The 25,634-nt window shown below is 68.9% G+C and carries 24 protein-coding genes; 8 read left to right on the top strand and 16 right to left on the bottom strand.

All coding sequences use genetic code 11. The annotated features are described in order from the left end of the window. Nucleotides 1–322 precede the first annotated feature (322 nt). Both OCH239_RS09775 and dnaE read left to right on the top strand, forming a co-directional pair. Entirely contained in the window at nucleotides 323–1,093 is a 771-nt protein-coding gene (locus OCH239_RS09775; RefSeq protein WP_037261723.1) for a VPLPA-CTERM sorting domain-containing protein, read from the top strand. A gap of 91 nt (nucleotides 1,094–1,184) precedes the next feature. Then, on the top strand, nucleotides 1,185–4,688 hold the full coding sequence (gene dnaE, locus OCH239_RS09770; protein ID WP_037261720.1) for a DNA polymerase III subunit alpha: 3,504 nt from the start codon (nucleotides 1,185–1,187) through the stop codon (nucleotides 4,686–4,688). Between the two features lie 89 nt (nucleotides 4,689–4,777). On the opposite strand, the gene OCH239_RS09765 is transcribed toward dnaE, so the two are convergent. Beyond that, nucleotides 4,778–4,981, bottom strand: a complete 204-nt coding sequence (locus OCH239_RS09765; protein ID WP_037261718.1) for a SlyX family protein — start codon at nucleotides 4,979–4,981, stop codon at nucleotides 4,778–4,780. A gap of 109 nt (nucleotides 4,982–5,090) precedes the next feature. Between OCH239_RS09765 and hisS the strand changes: the two genes are divergently transcribed. Genes hisS through hisG form a run of 3 tightly spaced genes read left to right on the top strand, consistent with a single transcriptional unit; the run spans nucleotide 5,091 to nucleotide 8,343 of the window. After that, complete coding sequence (gene hisS, locus OCH239_RS09760; RefSeq protein ID WP_037261715.1) at nucleotides 5,091–6,575, top strand: histidine--tRNA ligase; 1,485 nt, start codon at nucleotides 5,091–5,093, stop codon at nucleotides 6,573–6,575. Further along, a complete protein-coding gene (locus tag OCH239_RS09755; RefSeq protein WP_037261713.1) occupies nucleotides 6,572–7,654 on the top strand; it encodes an ATP phosphoribosyltransferase regulatory subunit in 1,083 nt (360 codons plus the stop codon). Before hisS ends, OCH239_RS09755 begins: the two co-directional genes overlap by 4 nt. Beyond that, the gene (hisG, locus tag OCH239_RS09750) at nucleotides 7,651–8,343 is read left to right on the top strand and encodes an ATP phosphoribosyltransferase (RefSeq protein ID WP_037261712.1); all 693 of its coding nucleotides are present in this window, start codon (nucleotides 7,651–7,653) and stop codon (nucleotides 8,341–8,343) included. The genes OCH239_RS09755 and hisG overlap by 4 nt, the downstream gene beginning before the upstream one ends. Before the next feature lie 16 nt (nucleotides 8,344–8,359). On the opposite strand, the gene OCH239_RS09745 is transcribed toward hisG, so the two are convergent. The 12 genes from OCH239_RS09745 to OCH239_RS09690 all read right to left on the bottom strand — a co-directional run bounded on the left by OCH239_RS09745 (nucleotide 8,360) and on the right by OCH239_RS09690 (nucleotide 18,999). After that, nucleotides 8,360–8,854, bottom strand: a complete 495-nt coding sequence (locus OCH239_RS09745; RefSeq protein ID WP_037261710.1) for a prepilin peptidase — start codon at nucleotides 8,852–8,854, stop codon at nucleotides 8,360–8,362. Between the two features lie 28 nt (nucleotides 8,855–8,882). Beyond that, on the bottom strand, nucleotides 8,883–9,734 hold the full coding sequence (locus tag OCH239_RS09740) for a tetratricopeptide repeat protein (protein ID WP_037261709.1): 852 nt from the start codon (nucleotides 9,732–9,734) through the stop codon (nucleotides 8,883–8,885). 12 nt (nucleotides 9,735–9,746) lie between these two features. Then, nucleotides 9,747–10,316, bottom strand: a complete 570-nt coding sequence (locus OCH239_RS09735) for a tetratricopeptide repeat protein (RefSeq protein WP_211241979.1) — start codon at nucleotides 10,314–10,316, stop codon at nucleotides 9,747–9,749. Nucleotides 10,317–10,321: 5 nt separating this feature from the next. Continuing rightward, nucleotides 10,322–11,290 carry a type II secretion system F family protein gene (locus tag OCH239_RS09730; protein WP_037261706.1) on the bottom strand — a complete coding sequence of 323 codons (969 nt, stop codon included), beginning with the start codon at nucleotides 11,288–11,290 and terminating at the stop codon, nucleotides 10,322–10,324. 9 nt (nucleotides 11,291–11,299) lie between these two features. Further along, nucleotides 11,300–12,262: a type II secretion system F family protein gene (locus tag OCH239_RS09725; protein ID WP_037261704.1), complete on the bottom strand. Its 963-nt coding sequence runs from the start codon at nucleotides 12,260–12,262 to the stop codon at nucleotides 11,300–11,302. Continuing rightward, nucleotides 12,259–13,683 carry a TadA family conjugal transfer-associated ATPase gene (locus OCH239_RS09720; RefSeq protein WP_037261702.1) on the bottom strand — a complete coding sequence of 475 codons (1,425 nt, stop codon included), beginning with the start codon at nucleotides 13,681–13,683 and terminating at the stop codon, nucleotides 12,259–12,261. The genes OCH239_RS09725 and OCH239_RS09720 overlap by 4 nt, the downstream gene beginning before the upstream one ends. Before the next feature lie 13 nt (nucleotides 13,684–13,696). Beyond that, nucleotides 13,697–14,941, bottom strand: coding sequence for a CpaE/TadZ family protein (locus tag OCH239_RS09715; protein ID WP_037261901.1), 1,245 nt, complete (start codon nucleotides 14,939–14,941; stop codon nucleotides 13,697–13,699). A gap of 229 nt (nucleotides 14,942–15,170) precedes the next feature. Beyond that, complete coding sequence (locus OCH239_RS09710) at nucleotides 15,171–15,842, bottom strand: OmpA family protein (protein WP_037261899.1); 672 nt, start codon at nucleotides 15,840–15,842, stop codon at nucleotides 15,171–15,173. Nucleotides 15,843–15,862: 20 nt separating this feature from the next. Next, the gene (locus OCH239_RS09705; protein WP_037261699.1) at nucleotides 15,863–17,278 is read right to left on the bottom strand and encodes a type II and III secretion system protein family protein; all 1,416 of its coding nucleotides are present in this window, start codon (nucleotides 17,276–17,278) and stop codon (nucleotides 15,863–15,865) included. 214 nt (nucleotides 17,279–17,492) lie between these two features. Next, nucleotides 17,493–18,341 carry a Flp pilus assembly protein CpaB gene (gene cpaB, locus OCH239_RS09700; RefSeq protein WP_037261696.1) on the bottom strand — a complete coding sequence of 283 codons (849 nt, stop codon included), beginning with the start codon at nucleotides 18,339–18,341 and terminating at the stop codon, nucleotides 17,493–17,495. A gap of 81 nt (nucleotides 18,342–18,422) precedes the next feature. Then, the gene (locus OCH239_RS09695) at nucleotides 18,423–18,656 is read right to left on the bottom strand and encodes a hypothetical protein (RefSeq protein WP_037261694.1); all 234 of its coding nucleotides are present in this window, start codon (nucleotides 18,654–18,656) and stop codon (nucleotides 18,423–18,425) included. A gap of 124 nt (nucleotides 18,657–18,780) precedes the next feature. Next, on the bottom strand, nucleotides 18,781–18,999 hold the full coding sequence (locus OCH239_RS09690) for a Flp family type IVb pilin (RefSeq protein WP_037261692.1): 219 nt from the start codon (nucleotides 18,997–18,999) through the stop codon (nucleotides 18,781–18,783). 354 nt (nucleotides 19,000–19,353) lie between these two features. On the opposite strand from OCH239_RS09690, the gene OCH239_RS09685 reads away from it, so the two are divergent. Further along, nucleotides 19,354–20,181, top strand: coding sequence for a lytic transglycosylase domain-containing protein (locus tag OCH239_RS09685; protein WP_037261690.1), 828 nt, complete (start codon nucleotides 19,354–19,356; stop codon nucleotides 20,179–20,181). A gap of 3 nt (nucleotides 20,182–20,184) precedes the next feature. Here the strand turns inward: OCH239_RS09685 and OCH239_RS09680 are convergent, their stop codons facing one another. Continuing rightward, nucleotides 20,185–21,606: an FAD-binding oxidoreductase gene (locus OCH239_RS09680; RefSeq protein ID WP_037261688.1), complete on the bottom strand. Its 1,422-nt coding sequence runs from the start codon at nucleotides 21,604–21,606 to the stop codon at nucleotides 20,185–20,187. 231 nt (nucleotides 21,607–21,837) lie between these two features. Between OCH239_RS09680 and OCH239_RS09675 the strand changes: the two genes are divergently transcribed. Further along, on the top strand, nucleotides 21,838–22,605 hold the full coding sequence (locus OCH239_RS09675; protein ID WP_037261898.1) for a DUF533 domain-containing protein: 768 nt from the start codon (nucleotides 21,838–21,840) through the stop codon (nucleotides 22,603–22,605). A gap of 100 nt (nucleotides 22,606–22,705) precedes the next feature. Here OCH239_RS09675 and OCH239_RS09670 read toward each other — a convergent pair whose 3' ends face one another. Together OCH239_RS09670 and OCH239_RS09665 are read right to left on the bottom strand one after the other, a co-directional pair. Continuing rightward, the gene (locus OCH239_RS09670) at nucleotides 22,706–23,254 is read right to left on the bottom strand and encodes a L,D-transpeptidase family protein (RefSeq protein WP_244430333.1); all 549 of its coding nucleotides are present in this window, start codon (nucleotides 23,252–23,254) and stop codon (nucleotides 22,706–22,708) included. Next, complete coding sequence (locus OCH239_RS09665; protein WP_037261684.1) at nucleotides 23,251–24,252, bottom strand: LLM class flavin-dependent oxidoreductase; 1,002 nt, start codon at nucleotides 24,250–24,252, stop codon at nucleotides 23,251–23,253. The genes OCH239_RS09670 and OCH239_RS09665 overlap by 4 nt, the downstream gene beginning before the upstream one ends. Before the next feature lie 267 nt (nucleotides 24,253–24,519). On the opposite strand from OCH239_RS09665, the gene OCH239_RS09660 reads away from it, so the two are divergent. After that, nucleotides 24,520–25,605, top strand: a complete 1,086-nt coding sequence (locus tag OCH239_RS09660) for a polyamine ABC transporter substrate-binding protein (RefSeq protein ID WP_037261681.1) — start codon at nucleotides 24,520–24,522, stop codon at nucleotides 25,603–25,605. Nucleotides 25,606–25,634: the final 29 nt, after the last annotated feature.

Below are 25,634 nucleotides of genomic sequence, written 5' to 3'. Positions count from 1 at the left end.
CCCCTCTCCGGACCTCTTGTTCGGCGTGAGCTCCGCCAGCATCCAGTCCATTGTCGACTGTAAGAAGGATCGACGCTACACCGAACCTCCGCCGGCGACGCGTCCGTGCTACCATGACGAGCACCGCCGATCCGGCAAGTTGTCCGCTGCTGCGGCGATGTCTCGCCTTAATTATGCCACAATTGAGACCCAAAAGGGTTGAATATGGCCCTGCGAGGGCCACATTTCGTCTCGGGTTCAAGATCCCCAGCCTCTCGTGAGTTGCGAAAAGTTTATGTTTTACGAGTGGTTGTCAGTGACCGACCTTTTATGAGTGTAGACCATGAAGAGCCTTTTCTGTGGCGCCATAATTGCCGTCGCCATGGCGACGTCCGCATCGGCAGCCTCCATCACCCACGAGTCGTTCTCTTTCGAAAAGCACCAGGCCAAGACGGCGAAGGCCGCCGCTTTCGAGAATTTCGACGATCCCTCCACCCTGAACTACACCTTCGCGGGCGGCACGCCCGGAAGCCGAAGCGCATCGAAGTCCTACGGCGAGATCGCCGGATCCATCGGCACCTCCGTCGGTACATTCCGCACGCACGGATCGGGTGTCGGCAGCGGCAGCACCTGCGCCAGGTTCAGTTCGGCCGGGACCCGGTCGTGCAATTCCATCGCGCTGCAGGACGAGCGGGCGATCAACGGCCAGGGCAACATCACGTCGACGAAGGGAGGCAAGGCGCTGAACTCCAACGACACGCTCGGCATGGTCTGGGATGTCGTCCTGCCCGGCAACAAGAAGTTCACGAGTGTCGTCTTCGCGATCCGCGACGCGGCCGATGCCGGTGCGTCGCTGGCGGTTTCTGTGAATGACGGAGAGGCGACGACCTTCTCCAAGGGCACCAATAATAACCGCCAGTTGTGGGAGATCGTCTTCGACAAGCCGATGAGTTCGGCCCAGATCCTGCTCGCCAACAGCAAGACCAACGACGCCTTCACGATCGACGGCGCCGCGGTCATGGTGAGCGCGGTGCCGCTTCCGGCCACCGGGCTCATGCTGCTCGGCGCGTTCGGGCTGACGGCCGGGATCGCGCGGCGCCGCAAGGCAGCCTGACAACGCAACCCGCCGGTACGCCACCGGCGGCCGCTGTTGCACGCCCCCGAAGGCTCTTTCGCGGCGCAACCATACCACATATCGTGGGTGCATGAGCAGCGCCCCCCGATTCATCCATCTCCGCGTCCATACCGAATATTCCCTTCTCGAAGGCGCCGTGCGGCTGAAGAAGCTGCCCGGCCTCTGCGAGTCGATGGGCATGCCGGCAGTCGCCGTCACCGACACCAACAACCTCTTCGCCGCGCTCGAATTCTCGGTGGGCGCGGCGGGCGCGGGCATCCAGCCCATCGTCGGCTGCCAGATGGACCTGCGCTACGTCGATCCGCAGCAGGGCGAGCGCCCCCGCGATCCCGCCCCCGTCGTTCTCCTCGCCCAGTCCGAGCGCGGCTACGAGCACCTGATGAAGCTCAACTCGTGCCTCTACCTGCGCGGCGACGGCGAGAAGGGGCACATCACGCTGGGCGAGCTCGAGGCCCATTCCGAGGACATCATCTGCCTGACCGGCGGCGCCGACGGCCCCGTGGGCATGCTCCTGCGGCAGGGCAGCCGCGGCGCCGCCGAGGCGCTGCTCGTGCGCCTCCACGCCGCCTTCCACGACCGCCTCTATGTCGAGCTGCAGCGCCACCCCGGCGAGGGCGGCGCGCCCGAGAAGGAAGTGCAGACCGAGCGCGGCTTCGTCGAGATGGCCTACGAGATGGGCCTGCCGCTCGTCGCCACCAACGACGTGCACTTCCCCAAGACCGAGATGTACGAGGCGCACGACGCGCTCCTCTGCATCGCCGACGGCGCCTATGTGGACCAGCAGGACGAGCGCCGCCGCCTGACCCCGCAGCACTACTTCAAGTCGCCGCAGGAGATGGTGACGCTCTTCGCCGACCTGCCCGAGGCCGTCGAGAACACCGTCGAGATCGCGCAGCGCTGCGCCTTCAAGGTCTACAAGCGCGACCCGATCCTGCCGCGCTTCGCCGACGACGAGGTGGACGAGCTGCGCCGCCAGGCGAACGAGGGCCTGAAGAACCGCCTCGCCGTGATCCCCCATGCCGTGCCGGTCGAGGAGTACCAGAAACGCCTCGATTTCGAGCTCGGCATCATCGAGGGGATGGGCTTTCCGGGCTACTTCCTGATCGTCGCCGACTTCATCAAGTGGGCGAAGGAGCACGACATTCCCGTCGGTCCGGGCCGCGGCTCGGGCGCGGGCAGCCTCGTCGCCTACGCGCTGACGATCACCGACCTCGATCCCCTGCGCTACTCGCTGCTCTTCGAGCGGTTCCTGAACCCCGAGCGGGTCTCGATGCCGGACTTCGACATCGACTTCTGCATGGACCGCCGCGAGGAGGTCATCCGCTACGTCCAGGAGAAGTACGGCCGCGATAAGGTCGGTCAGATCATCACCTTCGGTGCGCTCCTCTCCAAGGCCGCGGTGCGCGACGTCGGCCGCGTGCTGCAGATGCCGTTCATGCATGTGGACCGCCTGTCCAAGATGATCCCGGTCGAGGGCGTGAAACCGGTCTCGATCGAGAAGGCGCTGAAGGACGAGCCGCGCCTCGCCGAAGAGGCCCGCAAGGAGGAGGTGGTCAACCGCCTCCTGACCTACGGACAGCAGGTCGAGGGGCTGCTCCGGAACGCCTCGACCCACGCCGCGGGCGTGGTGATCGGCGACCGGCCGCTCGACCACCTCGTGCCGCTCTACCAGGATCCGCGCTCGGACATGCCGGCGACCCAGTTCAACATGAAGTGGGTCGAGCAGGCGGGTCTCGTGAAGTTCGACTTCCTCGGCCTCAAGACGCTCACCGTCATCCAGAACGCCATCGACCTGATCCACAAGTCGGGGCGCGACCTGCACGTCTCGGCGGACGGGCAGACGATCTACGAGCCCTTCGACGGCGCCGAGAACGACATCGGCCAGATCCCCCTCGACGACGAGGTCACCTACGAGCTCTACGCGAAGGCCAAGACCGTCGCGGTGTTCCAGGTGGAAAGTTCGGGCATGATGGATGCGCTGAAGCGCATGAAGCCCACCTGCATCGAGGACATCGTCGCGCTGGTGGCGCTCTACCGCCCGGGCCCGATGGAGAACATCCCGGTCTATTGCGACGTCAAGAACGGCAAGCGCGAGCGCGCGGGCATCCATCCCTCCATCGACCACATCCTCGACGAGACGCAGGGCATCATCGTCTATCAGGAACAGGTGATGCAGATCGCGCAGGAGATGGCGGGCTACAGCCTCGGCGGCGCCGACCTTCTGCGCCGCGCGATGGGCAAGAAGATCCAGGAGGCGATGGACGCCGAACGCCCCAAGTTCATCGAGGGCGCCAAGGCCAACGGCGTCGATCAGGACAAGGCGGTCGAGGTCTGGCACCTGCTCGACAAGTTCGCGAATTACGGCTTCAACAAGTCCCACGCCGCCGCCTATGCCGTGGTCAGCTACCAGACCGCGTGGCTCAAGGCGAACCACCCCGTGGAATTCATGGCCGGCGTCATGAACTGCGACATCCACCTCACCGACAAGCTCGCGATCTATTTCGAGGAGGTGAAGAAAGGCCTCGAACTGCCCTGGGTCGCGCCTTGCGTGAACCGCTCGATCGAGACCTTCGACGTGGTGAACGGAGAACTGGTCTACGCCCTCGGCGCGCTCAAGAACGTCGGCCTCGACGCGATGCGGCTGGTGGTCGAGGGCAGGGGCGATCAGCCCTTCGCGACGCTCTACGATTTCGCCCGCCGCGTGGACCTCAAGCGCGTCGGCAAGCGCCCGCTCGAGATGATGGCCCGCGCCGGGGCCTTCGACCAGCTCGACCGCAACCGCCGCCGGGTCTTCGACAGCCTCGATGCGCTGGTCGCCTATTCCGCCGCGGTGCACGAGCAGAAGAACAGCAATCAGGTGTCGCTCTTCGGCGATGCGGGCGACGATCTGCCCGAGCCGCGCCTGCCACCGGTGAACGACTGGCTGCCGGCCGAGCGGCTGTCCGAGGAATTCAAGGCGGTCGGCTTCTACCTCTCCGGCCACCCGCTCGACGATTACATGGCGCCGCTCAAGCGCCGTCAGGTGATGACGCTCGACGAGGTGCAGCGGAAAGCGGAGGCCCAGCCCTTCCTCGCCAAGATGGCGGGGGTGGTGGCGGCCCGGCAGGAGAGGAAATCCGCCCGCGGCAACCGCTTCGCCTTCGTCGCGCTGTCGGACCCCACGGGGGCCTACGAGGTCACGCTCTTTTCCGAGACGCTGGAGAAATCCCGCGAACATCTCGAGACCGGCATGAAGGTCGTCATCACCTGCGAGGCGACGCTCGAAAGCGACCAGCTGAAACTTCTCGGCCGCGCCGTCGCCCCGGTGGACGTCGCCGTCGCCGATGCGGGCTCCATGGGCCTGCGCATCTTCCTCGACCAGGCCCCGGCGATCCAGCACGTCGCCTCGATCCTCACCCGCGCCGCCGGGCAGCTCCCGAAGGCGGCCCGCGGCCCGGTCCAGATCCTGCTGCCCGGCTCCTGCGGCCTGCCCGGCGACACGGTGATCGACCTGCAGGAGGAGTTCCCGGTGACGCCCGAGATCAAGGGCGCGGTGAAATCCCTCGGCGGCGTTCTGGCGGTCGAGGATTTCTGAGGGAGCGCGCGCCTTGCGGCGCGGCGAGAGGCTCTGCCTCTCGCGCTCTCCGGAGTATTTTTGCCAAGAAGAAGGAGGGGCGCGCCGCGTCAGTAGTGAGGGGGCGTCTCGTCCCCGAAGGCGTGTCCGCCGCCGCCATCCGCCTCGCGCTCGGCCTCCCGGCGCAGCAGCATCTCGACCCGGGCCTTCAGGCGATCGAGCTCCGTGTCCTGCCGCGCGACGACGGCGGAGAGATCCTCGAGCTGCGCCGAGAGATGGGCGATGTGGGATTCGAGGCGTTCCGCGTCGGTCATGGGAGCCGCATAGCGGGCGCGGGGGCCGTGCGCAATCGCCGCCGCCTTGCCCCCGGTTCCCCGAGCGGCTAGACGGGCGGCGCAGTTTCCCCAGGATGGTCCCACAGGCATGGCGAAGGTCAAGAAGCAGCCCCGGCCCAAGGCGGAGACGCCGAAGGGCTTCCGCGATTATTTCGGCGCCGAGGTCACGAGCCGCTCCGAAATGCTGGCGAAGATCGCGGGCGTCTACCATCGCTACGGCTTCGAGGCGCTGGAGAGCTCCGCGGTCGAGACCGTGGAGGCGCTGGGCAAGTTCCTGCCCGACGTGGACCGCCCCAACGAGGGCGTCTTCGCCTGGCAGGAGGCCGACGAGGGCGGAAACGGCGACTGGCTGGCGCTGCGCTACGACCTGACCGCGCCGCTCGCCCGCGTCTACGCCCAGCATCGGAACGATCTGCCGACGCCCTACCGCCGCTTTGCGATGGGCCCGGTCTGGCGCAACGAGAAGCCGGGGCCGGGGCGGTTCCGGCAGTTCTATCAATGCGATGCGGATACCGTCGGCGCGCCGTCGGTGGCCGCCGATGCCGAGATCTGCGCGCTGCTCGCGGACGTGCTCGAGGAGGTCGGTCTTGGCGGGCAGTACCTCATTCGGGTCAACAACCGGAAGGTCCTGAACGGCGTGCTCGAGGCGATGGGGCTCGAGGACGACGCGCAGAAGGACGCCGTGCTGCGCACCATCGACAAGTTCGACAAGGTCGGCGAGAGCGGCGTGCGCGAGCTTCTCGGCAAGGGCCGCCTCGATGCGTCGGGTGCCTATATCGACGGGGTCGGGCTCTCGGAGGCCCAGGCCGAACCGGTGATCGCCTTCCTCACCTCGAAGGGCGAGACCACCGAAGCGACGCTCGCGAACCTCGGCGCGGCGGTCGGGGCCAGCGAGATCGGTGCCGGAGGCGTGGCCGAGCTGCGCGAGATCGCGGATCTCCTCGCCGCGCAGGGCTACGAGGCGGACCGCATCGTGATCGACCCCTCCGTCGTCCGGGGCCTCGGCTACTACACCGGCCCCGTCTTCGAGGCGGAGCTGACCTTCGAGATCACCGACGAGAAGGGCCGGCCGCGGCAGTTCGGCTCGGTCGCGGGCGGCGGACGCTACGACGATCTCGTCAAGCGCTTCACCGGGCAGGCCGTGCCCGCGACCGGCGTGTCGATCGGGGTCGACCGGCTGCTCGCCGCGCTTGCCGCCAGCGGCAAGGCCGAGGCGCGCGCCGAAGGTCCCGTCGTCGTCACCGTCATGGAAAAGGCCCGCATGGCCGAGTACCAGGCCATGGTCGCCGAACTGCGGCAGGCCGGCATCCGCGCCGAGGTCTATCTCGGCAATCCCAAGAACTTCGGCAACCAGCTGAAATACGCGGACCGGCGCGGCTCGCCGGCCGCCGTCATCGCGGGGTCGGACGAGTTCGAGCAGGGCAAGATCCAGATCAAGGACCTCATCCTCGGCGCCAGGATCGCCGAGAACGCCACGCTCGAGGAGTGGAAGGAGCGCCCCTCGCAATTCGAATGCCCCCGCTCCGAGCTCGTGGCGCGTGTGCAGGACGTTCTGGCAGGGCGCGGGCAATGACCCACGGCCCCGCGCGAGACCTTGCCGCGCAGCTCACCGCGCGGTTCGAAGCGGCGGGTGCGCTTCCCGTCGACTGCGCGATCCTGCAGCCCGCAGAGACCCTGCTCGACCTCTACGGCGAGGATATCCGCGCGCGCGCCTATGTCACCCAGGATCCCGCCCGCGGCGAGCGCATGCTGCGCCCCGACTTCACCGTCCCGGTGGTCGAGCGGCACATGCGCGAGGGGGCGGAGCCCGCGCGCTACACCTATTCGGGCGAGGTCTTCCGCCGGCAGGAGGATCACCCCGAGCGCTCCCCGGAATACATCCAGGCGGGCTACGAGGTGTTCGACGGCAGCGACCCCGCGCGCGCCGACGCCGAGGTCTTCGCGCTCTTCTCGGAGGTGCTGTCGGACTATCCGCTGAAGCCCGCGACCGGCGATATCGGCATCCTCACCGCCGCCGTGCGCTCGCTGCGCATCTCGGACGCGCGCAAGGCCGCGCTCCTGCGCCACATCTGGCGCCCGCGGCGGTTCCGGGCGCTGCTCGACCGCTTCGCGGGCCGCACCCCGCCGCCGCCGACGCGGACCGCGCTCCTCAAGGCCGCCGATCCGATGGACGCCGCCGGGCCGCTCATCGGCCTGCGCTCCGAGGCCGAGATCCGCGCCCGGATCGACGCGCTGCGCGCCGATGCCGCCGAGCCGCGGCTCGCCGCCGAAGAGGTGCAGCTCATCGACACGCTGCTGCGCGTCTCCGAAACCTGCCCCTTCGCGCTCGAGCGCCTGCGCGATCTCTCGATCGACCTCTCCGCGCTCGGACCCGCGGTCGAGACCTTCGCGCGCCGCTGCGAGGCGCTGGCCGCGCGCGGCATCGACGTCGGCACGCTGCCCTTCGAGGCGTCCTACGGGCGCACCTCGATGGAATATTACGACGGCTTCGTCTTCGGCTTCTCCGCCCCAACGCGCCCCGACCTGCCGCTGGTCGCGACCGGCGGGCGCTACGACGCGCTGACCGAGCGGCTCGGCGGCGGCGCGAGCATCCCCGCGGTGGGCGGCGTGATCCGCCCCGACCTCCTCGTCGCACTCGGAGGCAGATCATGACCGTGAAGCTGGGCGTGCCCTCCAAGGGGCGGCTGATGGAGAAGACCTTCGACTGGTTCGCCGAGCACGGCATCACGCTCACCCGCACCGGGTCGGAGCGCGAATATGCCGGCGCTGTCGAGGGGATCGACGGAGTGTCGCTCGTGCTGCTCTCCGCCTCCGAGATCCCGCGCGAGCTCGCGAACGGGCGCATCCATCTCGGCGTCACCGGCACCGACCTCATCCGCGAGACGCTGGTGCAATGGGACCAGAAGGTCGAGCCGCTGGCCGAGCTCGGCTTCGGCCATGCCGACCTCATCGTCGCGGTGCCCTCGGCCTGGGTCGATGTCGACACGCTCGACGATCTCGACGCCGCGGCGGCGGCGTTCCGCGCGGCGCACGGCCAGCGCCTGCGCATCGCGACCAAGTATCACCGGCTCGTCCGCGACTATCTCCGCCATGGCGGCGTCGCCGATTACCGGCTGGTCGACAGCCAGGGCGCGACCGAGGGCACCGTCAAGAACATGACCGCCGAGGCCATCGCCGACATCACCTCGACCGGCGAGACGCTGCGCGCCAACCACCTCAAGGTTCTCGACGAGGAGCCGGTGCTGCGCAGCCAGGCGACGCTCTTCCGCGCCCGCAAGGCCTGCAAGAACGGGCCCGACCGCGCGGTGGTCGAGCGGCTGATCGCGCAGCTCGGGCTCTGAGAGACCGGCGCGCGGGTCAGCTGCCGTAGAGGCTCCCGAGCCCGAGATAGAGCGCCAGCGTCCCCCCGAGGGCGAGGCCCATCGGAAAGCGCTTGGCCTCGTGCCAGCTCTTCCAGCCGGGCGCGAGACGCCGCAGCGGGGAGGCGCGCACCGCCCGGTGGGCGGCGAAAGCGGCCAGCAGCGTGGCGGCGAAGAGCACCAGCACCAGCCGCAGATCGCCGAGATGGATGAAGGGCGCCGCGGCGGCGATGAACTTGGCGTCCCCCGCCCCCATCGCACCCCCGGCATAGAGCGCGAGCATCCCCGCCAGCGCCACGGCCAGATGCAGCCAGCGCCAGAGATACGTCTCGAGGGGCAGGGCGGCGAGGCCGAGCACCGCGAAGACCGTCACCAGCACCAACACGGTGACGTTGGTGATCCTCATCCACTTCATGTCGGTGTAGCAGACCCAGAGGCAGATCGGCCCCACCAGCGGCAGGAACCAGTGCGCCGATCGCACGGTGATGTCCATGTCGTGTCTCCGGCGGCCGCTGCGGGCGCTACCGCGCCTGACCCAGCGCGTCGAGCGAGCGCGCGGCGGCCTCGAAATGCTGCGGATGGGTCTGCAGCGCATCCTCCATCAGGCCGCGACCGAGCGCGATGTCGCCGCGTTTGACCGCAGCGAGCCCCACCGTGTGCAGAAGCTCCGCCCGCTCCTGCTGCGACATCGGGATCGGCGGCAGCGTGTAGTTGCCCTGTCCGGCCCGCGCCAGCATCAGGTTGTTCTTGGCGGTGAAGAGCGTGCCGTCGTGCCGGATCGCGTCGGTGAAGAGCCGCTCGGCCTCGGCATTGGCGCCGCGCGTCAGCTTCGAGAAGCCCCAGTTGTTGAGCACGTTCGCCGGCGTCGTCGTCATCCCGACCGCGATCTCGTAGAAGGAATCCGCCTTCGCCCAGTCCTCGTTGGAATCGGCGATCATCGCCTCGAGCCGGTAGCGCTTGAAGGTCTCGTAGGTCGGCGGCACGGCGGCGAGGGTCGCCTGCGCCCGCGCCCAGTCGCCGGTCCGGATCAGCGCGTCGGCAAGCTCGACCCGGTCCTCGTGCGAGGCCTGCGGATGCGCTGCGACCTTCTCCCAGGCGGCGACGCCTTCGGTGTTGCGCTTGGCCCGGATCAGCGATTGCGCGAGGCCGCGCTGGAAGTCGATCCGTGCCGGCTCCTGACCGAGGGACCGCTGGAAGTAGCGCACCGCCTCGTCGGGATCGGCCGATTGCAGCATCACGTCGCTCAGACCCACCCCGTCGAGCGCGTTCACGCCCTGGAAGGCGCGCTCGACGCTTTCGTCCGCGGAATTCTGACAGCCGGCAAGGCCGGCGGCCCCTGCAAGGCAGAGGACGGCAAGGATGGGCTGGCGCATTGTTGCGTCCTTTTACTGCTCGCCGGCCTCTTGTTGCGCGTTCTGGATCAGGTATTCGCCCTGTCCACGGCGCACGAGCCGGTACTCTGTTGCCTCTACGTCAGCGTAGACCGGATCACGCATTTTTGCGAGCGCCAAGCGCAGATTGTCCCGGATTGCGTCACTTTCGCCATTGTCGAGCGCATAGGCCCTGCGGAAGACCTCAGAGGCCTCGGCGGTCTTGCCGCGCTCCATCAGCACCACGCCGAGGTTGTTCCAGGCCTCGGGGCTCACCTCGTCGCTCTCCACCGCCTGCCGCAGCTGCCGCTCGGCCTGGCCGAGCCGCCCGAGCGCGAGATTGGCCGATCCGATCGCCGACAGCACCTCGCCGTCGAGCCCCCGGTCCGCCGCGGCGCGCAGATAGGCCTCGAGCGCGAGCTCGGGCTCGTTCGCATCCATCAGCCGGTGCCCGACGACGAGGCCGTCCACGGCCTTTCCCCGCGGGTCGACCGAGGGGGCGAAGACCCGGTCGCCGGTTTCGGCGAAACCGCCCGCGCTGCAGGCGGCCAGACCGGCGATCATCACGAATGGCGCGGCACGCATCGGCCTTACCTGCCCATTGATCCCAGTTCCATGATGCCCACCGCCGAGGGGCCGACGAGGATGATGAGAAGCGGCGGGACCGTCAGCATCATCGTGGTCAATGTCATCTTTGTTGGCAACTTGTTTGCCTTCTCCTCGGCCCGCATGACCCGCTTGTCCCGCATCTCGGCGGCATAGATCCGCAGCGCGTCGGCGACCGACGTGCCGAACTGCGCCGACTGGTTCAGGACGGTGACGAAGGACGACACGTCCTGCACCCCGCAGCGCTCCGACATGTCGCCCAGCACCGCCGCCTTGTCCTTGCCGGCCTTCATCTCGTAGCTCACCAGCTGGAACTCGTCGGCGAGCGGCGGGTAGGAGGCGCGCAGCTCGCGGCCGAGCCGCACGATCGCCTGGTCCATCGACTGCCCCGCCTCGACGCAGACGAGCATCATGTCGAGCGCGTCGGGAAACCCGTCCTGGATCGTCTGCTGCCGCTCCTGCTGACGCTTGGTGACCCAGTATTTCGGCGCGTAATAGCCGAGAAAGCCGGGCCCGAGGATGTACATCATCATCTGCTTGGCGGTGCCCTCGGGGCCGATCGTCGCCATGTAATAGCCGACCCCGCAGGCCAGCAGCCCGAGCCCGAGCGCGAATTGCGCGAAATAGTAGAGCCTCACCGCCTCCTTGCCGGCATATCCCGCCTGCATGAGCTTCAGCCGGATGTCCGAGAGCTCCTCGGCGTTCTGCGGCTCCAGAAACTGCGCGTACCGGTTGAGCTTGTCGCGCTTGCCCGTCTCGCGCAGCACCTGCCGGGTCTCCGCCTGCATGCGGCCGGCATTGGTCTGCGCCAGCTTGCGCATCGGGTCCGGCCTCTGGGCCATCAAAAGCGGGATGCAGGCCAGAAGAAGGACGAGGGCGAGGCCCGCAACGAGGATCAGCGGCCCCGCGGGCCCCAGACGCTCCGTCACGACGGCGTTCAGCGTATCGAGCATGGCCGCGTCTCAGACCTTTATGTTGGTGAGGATGCGCATGACGAAGAGGTTCGCCACGAGGAAGACCGCCACGATGAAGCAGCAGGGGATGAACCACGGATGGTCCAGCACCCCGTCGTAGTAATCGGGCTTGGTCACCTGGATGAAGATCAGCGCCGCCACCGGGAAGCCCGAGAGGAACTTGCCCGACCATTGCGCCTCGGCGGTGATCGCCTTGACCTTCCGGAAGAGGCGGAAGCGCGCGCGGATGACCTTGGCGAGCCCGTCGAGGATCTCGGCGAGGTTGCCGCCCGATTGCTGCTGGATCGACACCGCCACGGCGAGAAAGCGCAGATCCTGCATGTCGAGCCGTTCGGCCATATGCCGCAGCGCCTCGCCGATGTCGCGCCCGTAGGCGCTCTCGTCGGCGATGATGCCAAACTCGGTGGCGAGCGGATCCTTGATCTCCTTCGCCACGATCGAGATCGCCGACGAGAACGGATGCCCCACGCGGAGCGAGCGCACCATCAGCTCGACCGCGTCCGGCAGCTGCTCCTCGATCAGCGCGAGCCGCTTCTTGGCCTTGTGGTTGACCCAGACGAAGACGCCGCCGATGCCGAAGACGGTGCCGAGTAGGACCCGCACCGGCAGGCTCGCCTGCGTGCCGAGCGTCAGCCCGAGAAAGGCCGCGACGCTGAGCCCGGCCATCAGCAGGATGAGCTGGCGCGGCGTGAAGGCGATCGCCGCCTTCTGCGCCCGGTCCGCCAGCATCGAGTAGAGCGGGATCGACCGGCTTTCGAAATGCTGGTCCATCTCCTTGCGCAGGCTCGCCAGCACCTCGTCCCGGCGCGCGCCTTTCTCGAGCATGGCGAGCCGACGGTTGAGCTTGCTGTCGAGGCTGATCGCCTTGCCGAAGGCCACGAGGTAGACGCCCTCGACGAGGCCCAGCACCGCCACGAAGATCAGCCCGTAGATGACGAATTCGGTGCTCACTGCGTGCGCTCCCCCCGGAAAGGTTCGTAGATCGACGCCGGCAGATCGTAGCCCCACATCCGGAAGCGTTCCGAATAATGGCTGCGCACGCCGGTCGCGGTGAAATGGCCGATGATCCTGTTGTCGGGCGTCAGGCCCACGCGCTGGAAGCGGAAGATCTCCTGCATCGAGATCACCTCGCCCTCCATGCCGGTCACCTCGGTGATCGAGGTCATGCGGCGCGAGCCGTCCTGCAGGCGGCTCGCCTGCACGATGAGGTTCACCGCGCTCGCGATCTGGCTGCGCATCGCCTTGAGCGGCATGTCGATGCCCGCCATGGCGATCATGTTCTCGAGCCGGCTGATGCCGTCGCGGGCCGAGTTGGCGTGGATCGTCGTCATCGACCCGTCATGGCCGGTGTTCATCGCCTGCAGCATGTCGATGACCTCCTCGCCGCGGGTCTCGCCCACGATGATCCGGTCCGGGCGCATCCGGAGCGCGTTCTTGAGGCAATCGCGCGGCGTGACCGCGCCCTTGCCCTCGACGTTGGGCGGACGGCTCTCCATCCGGCCCACATGACTCTGCTGCAGCTGCAGCTCCGCGGTATCCTCGATGGTCAGGATGCGCTCGTTGTCGTCGATGAAGGACGACAGCGCGTTCAGCGTCGTCGTCTTGCCCGAGCCGGTGCCGCCCGACACGATCACGTTCAGCCGGCAGGCCACCGCCGCCTGCAGGTAGACCGCCATCTCCTCGGTGAAGGCACCGTAGCGCACGAGGTCGTCGATGCCGAGCTTGTCCTTCTTGAACTTCCGGATCGACACGAGGCTGCCGTCGACCGCAATCGGGGGCACCATGGCGTTGAAGCGCGAGCCGTCGGCGAGGCGCGCATCGACATAGGGGTTCGATTCGTCGACCCGCCGGCCCACCGCCGACACGATCTTGTCGATGATCCGCAGAAGGTGCCGCTCGTCCTTGAACGTCACGTCCGACATTCGCAGCTTGCCGTTCTGCTCGATGAAGATCTGGTGCGGCCCGTTCACCAGGATGTCCGAGACGGAATCGTCCTTCAGCAGCGGCTCGAGCGGCCCGAGCCCCTTCACCTCGTCGTAGAGCTCCTGGTTCAGGGTCTGCCGTTCCTCGCGGGTGAGGACGATGGCCTTCTCCTGCAGCGTCTCGGTTGCGATCGACTGGATCTCGGCGCGCAGATCCGCCTCGGACGCCTGGTCGAGCGCCGCGAGATTGAGGTTGTCGAGCAGCGCCCGGTGCAGCTCGAGCTTGATGTCCTGCAGCCGCTCGCGCCGCTTGCGCTCGCGGTCCTGCGGCGCGGCCTGCGCCTCTGGCTTGGGCGTCGGGCGGCGCGAGACCGGCGATACGCTGCCTGCCGAAGGGGCAGGGGGGAGGGGGGCCGCCGGTCCGCCCGGCTTCTTGTAGCGCGAGAACATCGGGCCCGCTCCTTCAGGCCGCGTCGGCGTCGGACTGGCCGACGGCGTAGAGCGAGCGCGCGAGCTTGGCGATCTCGCGCCGCAGCGGGTTCTTGGCCGAATGGCTCGACAGCGGCATTCCGTGATCGCAGGCCTGCGCCACCGCCCGGCCGCCGTCGGGCATGTGCAGATCGAGCGTGATCCCCAGGCTCTCGGCCAGCCGCCGGGCCCGGCTCTTGCCCTGCATGTCCGCGAATTTCGGCGCCCGATTCAGCACGAAGCGCAGCTTCTCGAAGGGAAGGTCCTCCGATTGCAGCGCCCGCTTCAGCCGCAGCGTGTTCTGCGCCGACCGCATGTCGAGCTCGACGAGCGCGAAGAAGACCTGCGCCGCCTGCAGGACCGTCTCGGACCAGTGCGTCACCGCCTGCGGCAGGTCGATCACGACAAAGTCGAAATGATCGCAGGCAATGTCGAGGATCCTCTGGACCTCCTCGGGGCCGACGAGATCGAGCGGCAGAAGGTCCGGCGGCGCGGTGAAGACGTGCAGCCGCTCCTCGAACCTCACCAGCGCCTGGCCGAAGCTCTCCTGATCGAGCGTGCTCGCGTCCGACAGGATCTCGAGCACAGGCTCCCGCCGCGGCAGGTCGAGATAGGTGGCGACCGATCCGAATTGCAGCCCGAGGTCCACGAGGCACACCCGCGGCGCACGCGCCTTCTCCCGCTCCAGGGTGGCAAGCTCCCAGGCGAGGTTCACCGCGAAGGTGGTCGCACCGACCCCGCCCGCAAGTCCGTGGACCGCTAAGATCACGCCGTCGCCGTTCGGCCGCAGCGTCACGGCACCGTCCGCCCCCTGCGGTGCGGCCGGGCCGGTGCCCCGCTTCAGCCGGTCGACCGCCGCGGCAAGCTCGCCCTCGGGCAGGGGATAGGGCACGAATTCGTGCGCGCCGTTGCGCAGCAGGCGGTGCAGCGCGGCGGGCGAGATGTCGTCGGCGATCAGCACCACCTTCACGCGGCGCGCCCGCGCGAGGCCGATGAGCGCCAGAAGCTCGTCCATCCGCGCCTCGTCGCTGTCGTCGATGGCGAGCGCGATGAAATCGAGCGCGGACGCCTCCGGCTGACTGAGAAACACCGCCGCCTCGGCCAGACCGAGATCGCCCCAGTGCTCGCCGAGCAGCGCCTCCATGTCCTCGATCAGCAGGTCGAACAGCTGCACGTCGCGGCTCACCGTGCAGGCACGGACGGGCCCGATCTCGGCAGAACTGGACGTCGAACCACTCATGGCGTCTCTTCCCTTTGCGATGATGGCGTTCTGCCGCGGGCGGGGAGCGAGCGCTCCGCGCATCCGGCTCCGCCGGAGGCCCCGGCCATGCCGCTCATGCGGGAATCGCCGAGCGGACCGGGAGCCGAGACCGAAATCTGCCGTCGAATGGCGGCATCATTTGGACGGAATTGTCGTGATTGTAGGATCGCCGCGGACGATCACCCTGGCCGGTCGGCGCGAGAGCGGATCAGCCGCCGCCGGCGGCGTCGACGCTCGCGGCGGTGCCGCTCGACAGCGTCGTTCCCGGCTCGGCGCTGCGCACGTAATCGCGGTAGACGATCTGCGCGTATTTGCCGTCGAGCACGCCCGGATGCGAGGCGACGAAGCCGAGCACGTCGGTGACGGTCCGGCGGCTCTGCCGCTCGCGTCCTTGCGTGACCACCAGAGGCTGCGTCTCCCCCTCGGACACCACGGCGTCGAGCCGCGAGAGGTCCACGCCGCGGCTGCCGAGATACCGCACCACGGCCTGCGCCCGGCGCAGTCCGAGCGCCCGGTTGTAGGCATCGGACCCGACGAGGTCGGTATGCCCGTAGACGCGAAAGCGCACCTCGGGAAACTGCCGGATCCAGCCCGCCTGCTGGTCGAGCACCGCCTGCGCCGTGCCGTCGAGCGCCGCCGAATTGAAGGCGAAGGTCACGGTGGTCGGCACCTCGGCGGCGAAGCGTTGCCCGAGCGCGGCGGCGTAGGTGGCCGCGCCCGTCATCGCCGCGGTGTTCCGGCGCGTCGCGTCGCCGAACGTGCCGGTGTCGATGACCGCCCCGCTCTCGCGGTGGAACTGCGTGTAGACCGGATCGCGCCCCGCCTCGCCGCAGGCACCGAGCAGGGCGAGCCCGGCGAGGCCAAGGGAAAGTCCACGCATGCTCCGCCCCTTCGTCATCCTCAATCCATCACGTAGCCGTAGGATCCGTTGAAATCCTGCCGGGCCACCTCGCCTGCGCCCCCGCTGTTCGGGCGGCGGCTGCCGTCGGTCACCCGGCCGTAGAGGAAGAGATCCTTCTCCGACGGCGGGCGCACGCGGTCGGTCGGCAGCGCCAGCGCCTCCCCCCGCGTCGGCGTGACCAGATGCGGCGTGATGATGATCACGAGCTCGGTCTGGCTCCGCTGGTATTCCGCGCTGCGGAAGAGCGCGCCGAGCACCGGGATGTCGCCGATCCACGGCACCTGCCCGTTGAGGTCCGAGAAATCGTCCTGCAGGAGGCCCGCGATGGCAAAGCTTTCGCCGTCGCGCAGCTCCACCGTGGTCGAGGCCTCGCGCCGCGAGAAGGCGTTGATCGAGAAGCCGTCGGCCTGCACCCCGTTCGCCGGGTCGATCGCCGAGACCGCGGTCTTGAGCTCGAGGTTGATGAGCTCTCCGTCCACCACCCGCGGCACGAAGTTGAGCTCGATGCCGAAGGGCTTGAAGTCGACGCTGACGGTGCCGCCCTCCTGCGCGACCGGCACGGGATATTCCCCGCCCGCGAGGAACCCCGCCTCCTGCCCCGAGAGGGCGGTGAGGTTCGGCTCCGCAAGCGTGCGCACCACGCCCTTGCTTTCCAGCGCCTCGAGCAGGATCCCGACCTCGAGCCCGCCGACATCGAAGCCGAGCAGGGCCGCGCCGGTCGAGGAGGGCTGCGGCGCCGCCTGGCCCACCGCCGTGTTGCCGATCGAGCCGCCGGTGGTCGCGCGAACGCCGAGATCGCCGCCGAACCCGTCCCCGATCAGCGACAGCGACGAGCGCAGGGCCTTCGAGACCGAGCGCTGCATCTCGGCGAAGCGGACCTTGAGCATGACCTGTTGCACGCCGCCGACCGACATCAGGTTCGACACCCGCTCGGGCGCGTAGCGTTCGGCAAGGTCGAGCGCCCGGTCGAGGCTCTGCACCGACGACACGGTGCCCGAGAGCACGATGCCGTCGTTTGCGGTCCTGACCTCTATGGCCTCGCCGGGCAGGATCTGCCCGAGCCTTTCCTTGAACTCGGCGACATCCGCCGCGACCCGCACGTCGACATTCGAGATCAGCCGTCCGGCATCGTCGAGAATGGTCAGCGTGGTCGTTCCCGGCGCCTTGCCGAGCACGTAGATCGTGCGGTCCGACAGCGACGAGATGTCCGCGATGGCGGGATTGGCGATCGACAGTTCCGCGAAGGGGATGTCGCTCTCGACGACGACCGCCCGGTTCATCGGAACGCTCAGCGCCCGGCCCACCGATCCCTGCACCACGCGGAGATTCTGCGCCTCGGGCCCCACGGCCGCAATCGGCGCGAGGGCGCAGACGAGGCCGAGCCCGGCCGCCTTGAGGAACCTGTCGATGCGCATGTGACCTGCCTTTCCGATCACGCCTCCCCGTGCAGGTCTATCTGCCCGCATTCCGGTCAAGATTGCGCCGCATTCCGCATCATTGCAAGAATCCGCCCCGTTCCGACCGCCCCCTATGTGGACAACCGGCAACAGCGAATACGGAATCCGCTTCAACCAAAGCGCGATGGGGCGGAGCGACCGCCACATGCCGCCCGGCTCCCCGAATGCCGGGTCAGTTCGAGCAGGGGATCGGGATCTCGGCCACCTCGGCGCCGCGCCGCGTGCGGATGCTGCAGACCTGCTTCGGCGCCGGCGCCTCCACCTGTTGCGCGACCTCCTCCTCGATCCCGAGGAGGCTGCGCTGGTCGACCTCGATCGCCTCGGCGATGGTCTTGTCGTTCGTCCCGATCAGCGACAGCGACAGCCGTCCGCTCGATTGCGCCTGCGCGAGCGCTGCCACCACCTGCGGGCTCGCCGCCACGGTGACCGTCCGCGCGATGGTCGCATCGGTGCGGCCCATATCCGCGGTCTGGTCCACGGCGATGAGGTCGAGGCCGGTCTCGATCAGCTTGGTGACCTCCCCGTTGCCGACCCGGCCCGTCCAGTAGACGTCGACCCGGTCGCCCGGGCGCAGGAAGCCCGACACGCCCGTCGCCACGTCCACCTTGACCGCAAAGGCCCGCTGACCCGGCGCGAGCCGGGAGGTGATGCCCGCATCGCCGCCGGGCGCGCTCACCTTGGCGTCCATCAGCGCCTCGTTCTTCTCGATCTGCCGCGTCGCGACGCGGGGGGCGATATCCTCGCCCGCGACGGGCTGGTCGGCGCCGAAGAAGGCCTCGGGCAGGGCGTCCGCCGGCCAAGCCACGAGCCGCACGTCCTCCACCGCGATCACCTCGCCATAGGCGATCGTCCGGTTGGCGACCCAGATCTCCTCCATCGCCACAGCCGGCTCCTGCGCGTTCTTCTGACGCTCCGCGACCAGCGCGGCTTCGTAGGCGCCGATATAGGTGCGGGCCATGTAGACGGCAGAGCCGGCCAGGCCGAGGCCGGCGATCAGGACGAGGACGAAGATCAGTCTCATGGCAGAACCCTTCGCTGCAGCTTCGATGAGTGGGGAACCCGGCGCGCCGAAAAGGGCGATCTCTGCCCCGCGCCCCAGCGCCTAGCCGTCCTCGTCGGCGCCGAAGATGGTGTCGTTATGCGTCTGGATTGAATCCGCGATGGTTTGCGGAAGCGGGGCGAATGCGGGCGCGAAGATCGCCGTCACCGCCACCGCGATGCCGATGACCGCCGCCGTGAGGAGGACCCAGTCGGCCGTGACCGCCCCGGCCTCGTCACGCGCAAAGCGTCCGAAGGGACGGACGAGGGATTTCGGGAGGGGCAGAGATGTCAGCATGATCGATCACTCGAGACAGCGGAAATGGAGCCGCGATCCAGCCGGGCTCCGGAACGCCGGCGCTTCCGGGGCCGGCACGCAGCGGGAGGGCCGCCTTTCGCGACCCTCCCTGCGTCGCCGAGGCTCAACCGTCGCCGCCGTCGCCGCCGCCGTTGATGCCCTGGAGCGTCGTGTTCGAATTCGAGATCGAGGTGCCGATCTCGCCGGTGAGGGTCTTGGCGTTCGTGTTGATCGTCGAGAACGCCGCCACAGCCAGGCCGACGACGGCTGCGGTCAGCACGACCCAGTCCACGGTGACTGCGCCGTCTTCATCCTTGCGGAAGGTCTTCAGGAAGTCGATCATGGGTCTTCTCCAAAATCAGGTTTGCTCTTCGTGCAACCGCTTCGGTGTCTGTCCCCAGGGATCTCTCACCCGCCCGTCTCCGTCGCGGCACGGCATCACATAGCTGCCGGATTGAGGCGCGATTTTGGCCGCTTCGCGCCGATTTGACGCTGCGACGGCTCATGGTAAACATCCATTAACAATTTGAAACCAATGTCGATTTATCTTCCGCCGGTGCGGCGCTCGGCCTGTTGCGATCATGTCGCCCTCCGCTGCGCCGGATTTTCCGGCCTGTTGGTGACGCAGGGTCAGTCTGGCATGGTGACGCCAAGGCGCGGGCGATGCACCCGCGCGATCCGAGGCAGAGCACGGCCCATGCGCAGACACCTGATCCTTGCAGTCCTCGCGGCCGGACTGACGCTGTCACCGGTGGCGGGGCCCGCCGCGGCCGACTTCACCTTCAAGCGCATCGGCCTGCCCGAGCCCGGGGCGACTAACCGCATCACCGTCCAGATCGCCCCGCGCGCCAATCCCGCCGTCCTGCCGCCGCCGCTCCCGACCGTCCCGAGGGCGGAGCCCGTCGCCGCCATCGCGCCCGCCCGGCCGGGCGATGCGGGCCGCTACGGATGGTTCTGGAATGCGGGCTTCACCGGCATCGAGGGGGCGGGGCCCGGGCGGCTCGAGCCGGCGCTGCGGCAGCTGCGGGCCGCGCCCGAGGGCAGGGGGGTCGCGCCGCCGCGCCTCCAGACCCTGCAGGACATGGCGCGCGCGCACGGTTCCTCCATTCTCGCCGCCAGCGTCGGGACCGACGTCTCGCCCGCCCTCGCCCTCGCGGTCATGGCCGTCGAATCCGGCGGCCGCCCCACCGCGCAAAGCCATGCGGGCGCTCAGGGCCTGATGCAGCTCATGCCCGCGACCGCCTCGCGCTTCGGCGTCTCCGACAGTTTCGATCCGCGCCAGAACATCAGCGGCGGCATCGCCTTCCTCGACTTCCTGATGAAGAAGTTCGGCGGCGATCCGATGCTCGTGCTGGCCGGCTACAATGCGGGCGAGAACTCCATCGCCCCGCATGGCGGAGTGCCGCCCTATGCCGAGACCCGCGACTACGTCCCGAAAGTGCTCGCCGCCTTCGAGACCGCCCGCGGCCTCTGCAAGACGCCGCCGATGTTCCTCTCGGACGGCTGCGTCTTCAACAGCATGTGACGCTCACCGCGCGCGCAGCACCGCGCCCGGGTTCATGATCCCCGAAGGATCGAGCGCGTCCTTGATCGCCCGCATCGCGTTCAGCTTGGCCGGGTCCTGATACCTCTCGAGGTCGTCCACCTTGAGCCGCCCGATCCCGTGCTCGGCGCTGACCGATCCGCCCATCTCGTGCACGAGGTCGTGCAGCACCCGCTTGATCTCGTCCCGCTGGTGCTCGTGATCCGCGCGGCTCCGCCCCGGCGCCGGAAAGACGTTGTAATGAAGATTGCCGTCGCCCACATGCCCGAAGCAGTTCACCCGGAAGTCGCCGACCGCCGCGAGCCGCCGCATGCCCTCGGGGATGAAGTCCGGGATCGCCGAGAGCGGCACCGAGATGTCGTGCGACGAGACCGCGCCGATCTTGCGGTTGGCTTCCGGAATGCGCTCGCGCACCTGCCAGAACTCCGCCGCCTGCGCCTCCGACTGCGCGACCAGCCCGTCGCTCACCAGCCCCGCCTCGAAGGCATCGGCAAAGAGCTCCTCCAGCGCCTCGGCGGGCGAGAGGCCCCGCGGCAGCCCGACCTCCACCAGCACCGACCATTCGGGAGCGTCATCGAAGGGCAGGCGCACCTCCGGCAGCGTCTCCGCGAGGAACTCCCATCCCGTGCGCCCCATGATCTCGAAGGCGCTCACCGCCTCGCCCATCTGCGTCCGCGCCATCGCCAGAAGGCCCAGCGCCGCGGCCGGGCTCTCCACCACCAGCAGCGCGGTCCCGGTCGCCGCGGGCATCGGGAAGAGCCGCAGGCTCGCCGCCGTGATCACCCCGAGCGTGCCCTCCGCGCCGATCAGCAGGTTGCGCAGATCGTAGCCGGTATTGTCCTTCCGCAGCCGCCTGAGCCCGTGCCAGATCTCGCCCGAGGGCAGCACCGCCTCGAGCCCGAGGCAGAGGTCGCGCGCGTTGCCGTAGCGCAGCACGTTGACCCCGCCCGCATTGGTCGCGAGCAGACCGCCCATCCGCGCCGACCCTTCCGAGGCCAGCGACAGCGGAAAGAGCCGGCCCGCCTCCCGCGCCGCGCCCTGCACCTCGGCAAGGATCGCTCCGGCCTCGGCGACGAGGACGTTCTCCTCGGCCCAGACGCCCCGCACCGCGTTCATCCGCTCGAGCGACAGCAGCAGCGGGGCCTCGGCGCCCCCGGGCATGACCTGACCGCCGACGAGACCCGTGCCGCCGCCGTAAGGAACGATCCCGACGCGCGCCTCGGCGCAGGCCCGCACGATGTCCGCGACCTCGTCGACCGACCGGGGCAGGGCCACATGCGTCGGCGCCCCGCTCCAGCGCCCGCGCGGCTCCTCGAGATACCGGGCCTCGGCCGGGCGAAGAACATCCCCGGGCAGGCGGGCGCGGAGCGTCTCGAGAAAGGCGTCGTCGGCGGGGGCGAGGGGCATCGGGGCATCTCCGGTCTGGGCTGCGTGTCAGACCTAGACCTCGCGCGGGGTCCTGTCCAAGCGCAATGCCCCCCGCTCGCGCCGGTGATGGAGGGACAACGTCTGGGCGGCCTTCCTCCGATGCGCGTCGGGGGCGGGGAACGGGCGCGGCGCCTTGCGGGTTTCTCCGGCGAACGGACCCATGACCTGCCGATCACCGGCGGGACGGTCCCGAGACAGGAGGTCTCTCTCATGAGCATGAAGCGCATTCTCGGAACCATGCTGGCGAGCCGGATGGCCGGCCGCGGTCGCCGCCGCGGCGCACTCGGCTCCGCTTCGGCCCTCGGCATGCTCGGCTCCCGCCGTCGCCGCAGCAGCGGCCTCGGCGGCAAGCTCGGTCTCGCCGCGCTGGGCTACATGGCCTACCAAGCCTACCAGAGCAGCCAGTCCTCGACGGCGCAAAGCCAGGCGGGGCATCGCAGCGGCACCACCACGGGTGGCAGCGCTGCCGGCAGCGGCACCGCGTCCGGTTCCGTCGGCAGCATCGTCGACAAGATCCGCGACACCGCCAACGAATTCCTGAGCGGCGGATCGCAGAGCTCGCACTCCTCCGCCCAGAATGGTGAGGCCGCGCCAGAGGATCTGCGCGAGGGTGAAGAGGCCGCCGAACGCTTCAGCGAGGACGAGGCGCTGCTGATGATCCGGGCAATGATTACGGCGGCCTATGCCGACGGCTCGCTCTCGGACGCGGAGCGTAGCCGGATCCTCGACGCCATCGGCGAGGCCGACGCGACCCCCGAGGAGCGCGCCACGATGGAGCGCGAGATCGCCAATCCGCGGCCGCTCGACGTGCTCCTGCCCGGCGTGAAGGACAAGGAAACCGCCGAGGAATTCTACCTCGTCTCCCGCGCCGCGGTCGATGGCGACAGCGAAGGCGACCGACGCTACCTCGCCGACCTGCGCCAACGCCTCGACCTCACCGAAGAAGAGGCCGCCGAGGCCGACAGCATCGCCGCCTGACCACAAATCGCACCGGGCGCAACACGATGCGCCCGGTACGTCTTTCTTCTTGACCCAAATATCCCGGGAAGCGCGAGGGGCCGGCCCCTCGCTCCCGCCCTCAGCCCGCCATCTCCGGCGGGACGATCAGGCGCGTCTCGTAGGTCACGAGCCCCGCGATCCGCCGCAGGTGATCGGGCCGGAAGGCGACGCAGCCCGCCGTCGGATAGCCCGGCCGCCGCCAGGCATGCAGGAAGATCGCCGAGCCGCGCCCGGCTTCCGCATGAGGCCAGTTCCAGTCCGTCATCAGGACGATGTCGTAGCGCGGATCGGGCAGGCGCAGGGATTCCGCGCTGGCCCCGTGCGGCGCGCGGACCATGAGGTTGTAATCCTCGTCCCCGGGATCGTCGCACCAGAGATCGCCGGGCCGGATCGGCACCGCCCAATCCGCGGGCCTCGCCAGCCGGTCCGGGCGGTAGAGCATCCCGACGATCGCGTGCGTGCCGACCGGCGTCGCGCCGTCGCCCTCGCGCTTGTCCGCGGTGACGCCGCCCCGACCGATCGTGCAGGGCCATATCCGCCCCATGAAGCGCAGGCCCCGCCGCGTCAGAACCATGTCATGGGCGCGGGCGGGGCTCTCCGGCGGGGCAGGGCGCGCCGCGTGGCTCATGCCGCCACCGGTGCGCCGATCCGCGACATCGCCTCGGCCGCGATCTCGAAGCTCTTCAGCCGCGCCGCGTGGTCGTGGATCTGCCCGGTCAGGATGACCTCGTCGGGCTGGTGCTCCGCGACCAGAGCCTCGAGCTGCTGCCGCACCGTCTCGGGCGATCCCGTCGCCGAGACCGAGAGCGCGCCGTCGATCGCAGGCAGCACCTCGCGCGGAATGACCGAGGTGATGTCGTCTACCGGCGCCGGCATCTTGCCCGGCTGGCCCGTCCGCAGCCGGTAGAAGGCCTGCTGCATCGAGGTCCTGAGCCGCACGCCCTCGGCGTCGGTGTCCGCGCCGAAGACGTTCACCGCCAGCATCGCATGCGGCTTCGACAGCTGCTCGGAAGGCTGGAAGTTCTGCCGATAGAGCGCGAAGGCCCGCTCCAGCGCCGCGGGCGCGAAATGCGAGGCGAAGGCATAGGGCAGCCCGAGCTGCGCCGCCGTCGCGGCGCCGTGCAGCGACGAGCCCAAGACCCAGAGCGGCACCTCGGTGCCTTCGCCCGGATGCGCGCGCACCCGCATGCCCTCGCGGGCCGGGCCGAGAAGCGCGCGCAACTGCTCGATCTCGGCCTCGAACCGCTCGGCGCGGCTCGGATGCACGCCGAGCGCCTGCATCACCGCCTGATCGCCGCCGGGCGCGCGTCCGAGGCCGAGATCTATGCGCCCCTCGTGCAGCGTCGCGAGCGTGCCGAAGGCCTCCGCCACCGCGAGCGGCGCGTGATTCGGCAGCATGATCCCGCCCGCGCCGACGCGCATCTGCTTCGTCTTCGCGGCGACGTGGCCGATCAGCACCGCCGTCGCGGCGGAGGCGATGCCGGGCATGTTGTGATGCTCGGCCAGCCAGTAGCGGTGATAGCCCCAGCCTTCGGCATGCACGGCGAGGTCTTCCATGTTGCGCAGCGCCCGGGACGTGTCCGCCCCCTCGGGCACCGGCGCGAGATCGAGCAGCGAGTAGCGCATGGGTCGTCCTTTCGCGTCCTGTTGGCTCCGAACGTAGGTTCGGATTGCCCCCGGCGGAAGGGGGCGCGATCCCGGCCCTGCACCGAGGCGGCGCGCCTCCTGCGCGACCTTTTCCCGGCGGCAGCGTTTATCTGCCCACGAGACAAGCGCTTGCAGCCCCCGGCGGCGCGGATAATGATCTAATGGTTGCCGCCTTGCGCATCATTTGATCACATCCGGTCGGGAGGGCGCGCGCCAGATGCGCCCACCGACAATGGGGAGCCCCGAATGACCAAGACCCTCGTCACTCTCACCGCCGCCGCAGCGCTCTGCGCCGGCGCGGTCTCCGCGCAGGAAGTGCGCGTCTACAACTGGTCCGACTACATCGACGAGGACCTGCTGACCAAGTTCGAGGAGGAGACCGGGATCGATCTGATCTACGACGTCTTCGACAGCAACGAGGTGCTCGAGACCAAGATGCTCGCCGGCAGCTCCGGCTACGACGTGGTGGTGCCCACCGGCTCGTTCCTGCAGCGCCAGATCCAGGCCGGCGCCTTCCAGGAGCTCGACAAGAGCCAGCTGCCCAACCTCGACAACATGTGGGACGTGATCCAGGAGCGCACCGCCCAGTACGATCCCGACAACACCTACTCGATCAACTACATGTGGGGCACGACCGGGCTCGGCGTGAACATCGACAAGGTGCGCGAGGTCCTCGGCGAGGACGCCCCCGTCGACAGCCTCGATCTGATCTTCGACCCCGAGAACATGGAAAAGCTCGCCGAATGCGGCGTGCATTTCCTCGACGCGCCGACCGAGGTGATCCCGGCCGCGCTCAACTATCTCGGCGAGGATCCGAACTCCAAGGATCCGGAGGTGATCGAGCAGGTCGGCCCGCTGATGCAGGAGATCCGCCCCTACATCCAGAAGTTCCACTCCTCCGAATACATCAACGCGCTCGCCAACGGCCAGATCTGCGTCGCCTTCGGCTGGTCGGGTGACGTGCTGCAGGCCCGCGACCGCGCCGCGGATGCCGATAACGGCGTGACCGTGGAATACCACATCCCGAAGCGCGGTGCGCTGATGTGGTTCGACCAGATGGCGATCCCGGTCGACGCGCCGAACCCCGAGGCGGCGCACACCTTCCTCAACTTCATCATGGATGCCGAGAACATGGCGCAGGCGTCGAACTACGTCTATTACGCCAACGGCAACGAGGCCTCGCAGCAATATCTCAACGAGGACGTGATCGGCGATCCGGCGATCTATCCCGACGAGGAGACGCTGAACAACCTCTACTCGGTGACGCCGTACGACCCGCGCCTGCAGCGCACGGTCACGCGCCTCTGGACCTCGATCAAGTCGGGCGTCTGAGGACGCCGCCTTCCCCGCCGCGCCGCCCG

Source organism: Roseivivax halodurans JCM 10272, assembly GCF_000521785.1.
Lineage (GTDB): Bacteria > Pseudomonadota > Alphaproteobacteria > Rhodobacterales > Rhodobacteraceae > Roseivivax > Roseivivax halodurans.
Note: the sequence above shows the minus strand (reverse complement) of the source record. Positions and strands in the feature narration are given on the sequence as shown.

What these genes read in the sequence shown, in the direction of transcription:
- OCH239_RS09685 (WP_037261690.1), top strand. Translation starts at nt 19,354, where the DNA reads ATGCGCAGACACCTGATCCTTGCAGTCCTCGCGGCCGGACTGACGCTG.
- OCH239_RS09660 (WP_037261681.1), top strand. Translation starts at nt 24,520, where the DNA reads ATGACCAAGACCCTCGTCACTCTCACCGCCGCCGCAGCGCTCTGCGCC.
- OCH239_RS09715 (WP_037261901.1), bottom strand. Translation starts at nt 14,941, where the DNA reads ATGAGTGGTTCGACGTCCAGTTCTGCCGAGATCGGGCCCGTCCGTGCC.
- OCH239_RS09765 (WP_037261718.1), bottom strand. Translation starts at nt 4,981, where the DNA reads ATGACCGACGCGGAACGCCTCGAATCCCACATCGCCCATCTCTCGGCG.
- OCH239_RS09720 (WP_037261702.1), bottom strand. Translation starts at nt 13,683, where the DNA reads ATGTTCTCGCGCTACAAGAAGCCGGGCGGACCGGCGGCCCCCCTCCCC.
- OCH239_RS09705 (WP_037261699.1), bottom strand. Translation starts at nt 17,278, where the DNA reads ATGCGCATCGACAGGTTCCTCAAGGCGGCCGGGCTCGGCCTCGTCTGC.
- OCH239_RS09775 (WP_037261723.1), top strand. Translation starts at nt 323, where the DNA reads ATGAAGAGCCTTTTCTGTGGCGCCATAATTGCCGTCGCCATGGCGACG.
- OCH239_RS09675 (WP_037261898.1), top strand. Translation starts at nt 21,838, where the DNA reads ATGAGCATGAAGCGCATTCTCGGAACCATGCTGGCGAGCCGGATGGCC.
- OCH239_RS09710 (WP_037261899.1), bottom strand. Translation starts at nt 15,842, where the DNA reads ATGCGTGGACTTTCCCTTGGCCTCGCCGGGCTCGCCCTGCTCGGTGCC.
- OCH239_RS09735 (WP_211241979.1), bottom strand. Translation starts at nt 10,316, where the DNA reads ATGCGTGCCGCGCCATTCGTGATGATCGCCGGTCTGGCCGCCTGCAGC.
- OCH239_RS09690 (WP_037261692.1), bottom strand. Translation starts at nt 18,999, where the DNA reads ATGATCGACTTCCTGAAGACCTTCCGCAAGGATGAAGACGGCGCAGTC.
- cpaB (WP_037261696.1), bottom strand. Translation starts at nt 18,341, where the DNA reads ATGAGACTGATCTTCGTCCTCGTCCTGATCGCCGGCCTCGGCCTGGCC.
- OCH239_RS09740 (WP_037261709.1), bottom strand. Translation starts at nt 9,734, where the DNA reads ATGCGCCAGCCCATCCTTGCCGTCCTCTGCCTTGCAGGGGCCGCCGGC.
- dnaE (WP_037261720.1), top strand. Translation starts at nt 1,185, where the DNA reads ATGAGCAGCGCCCCCCGATTCATCCATCTCCGCGTCCATACCGAATAT.
- OCH239_RS09730 (WP_037261706.1), bottom strand. Translation starts at nt 11,290, where the DNA reads ATGCTCGATACGCTGAACGCCGTCGTGACGGAGCGTCTGGGGCCCGCG.
- OCH239_RS09695 (WP_037261694.1), bottom strand. Translation starts at nt 18,656, where the DNA reads ATGCTGACATCTCTGCCCCTCCCGAAATCCCTCGTCCGTCCCTTCGGA.
- hisS (WP_037261715.1), top strand. Translation starts at nt 5,091, where the DNA reads ATGGCGAAGGTCAAGAAGCAGCCCCGGCCCAAGGCGGAGACGCCGAAG.
- OCH239_RS09680 (WP_037261688.1), bottom strand. Translation starts at nt 21,606, where the DNA reads ATGCCCCTCGCCCCCGCCGACGACGCCTTTCTCGAGACGCTCCGCGCC.
- OCH239_RS09755 (WP_037261713.1), top strand. Translation starts at nt 6,572, where the DNA reads ATGACCCACGGCCCCGCGCGAGACCTTGCCGCGCAGCTCACCGCGCGG.
- OCH239_RS09745 (WP_037261710.1), bottom strand. Translation starts at nt 8,854, where the DNA reads ATGGACATCACCGTGCGATCGGCGCACTGGTTCCTGCCGCTGGTGGGG.
- OCH239_RS09665 (WP_037261684.1), bottom strand. Translation starts at nt 24,252, where the DNA reads ATGCGCTACTCGCTGCTCGATCTCGCGCCGGTGCCCGAGGGGGCGGAC.
- hisG (WP_037261712.1), top strand. Translation starts at nt 7,651, where the DNA reads ATGACCGTGAAGCTGGGCGTGCCCTCCAAGGGGCGGCTGATGGAGAAG.
- OCH239_RS09670 (WP_244430333.1), bottom strand. Translation starts at nt 23,254, where the DNA reads ATGAGCCACGCGGCGCGCCCTGCCCCGCCGGAGAGCCCCGCCCGCGCC.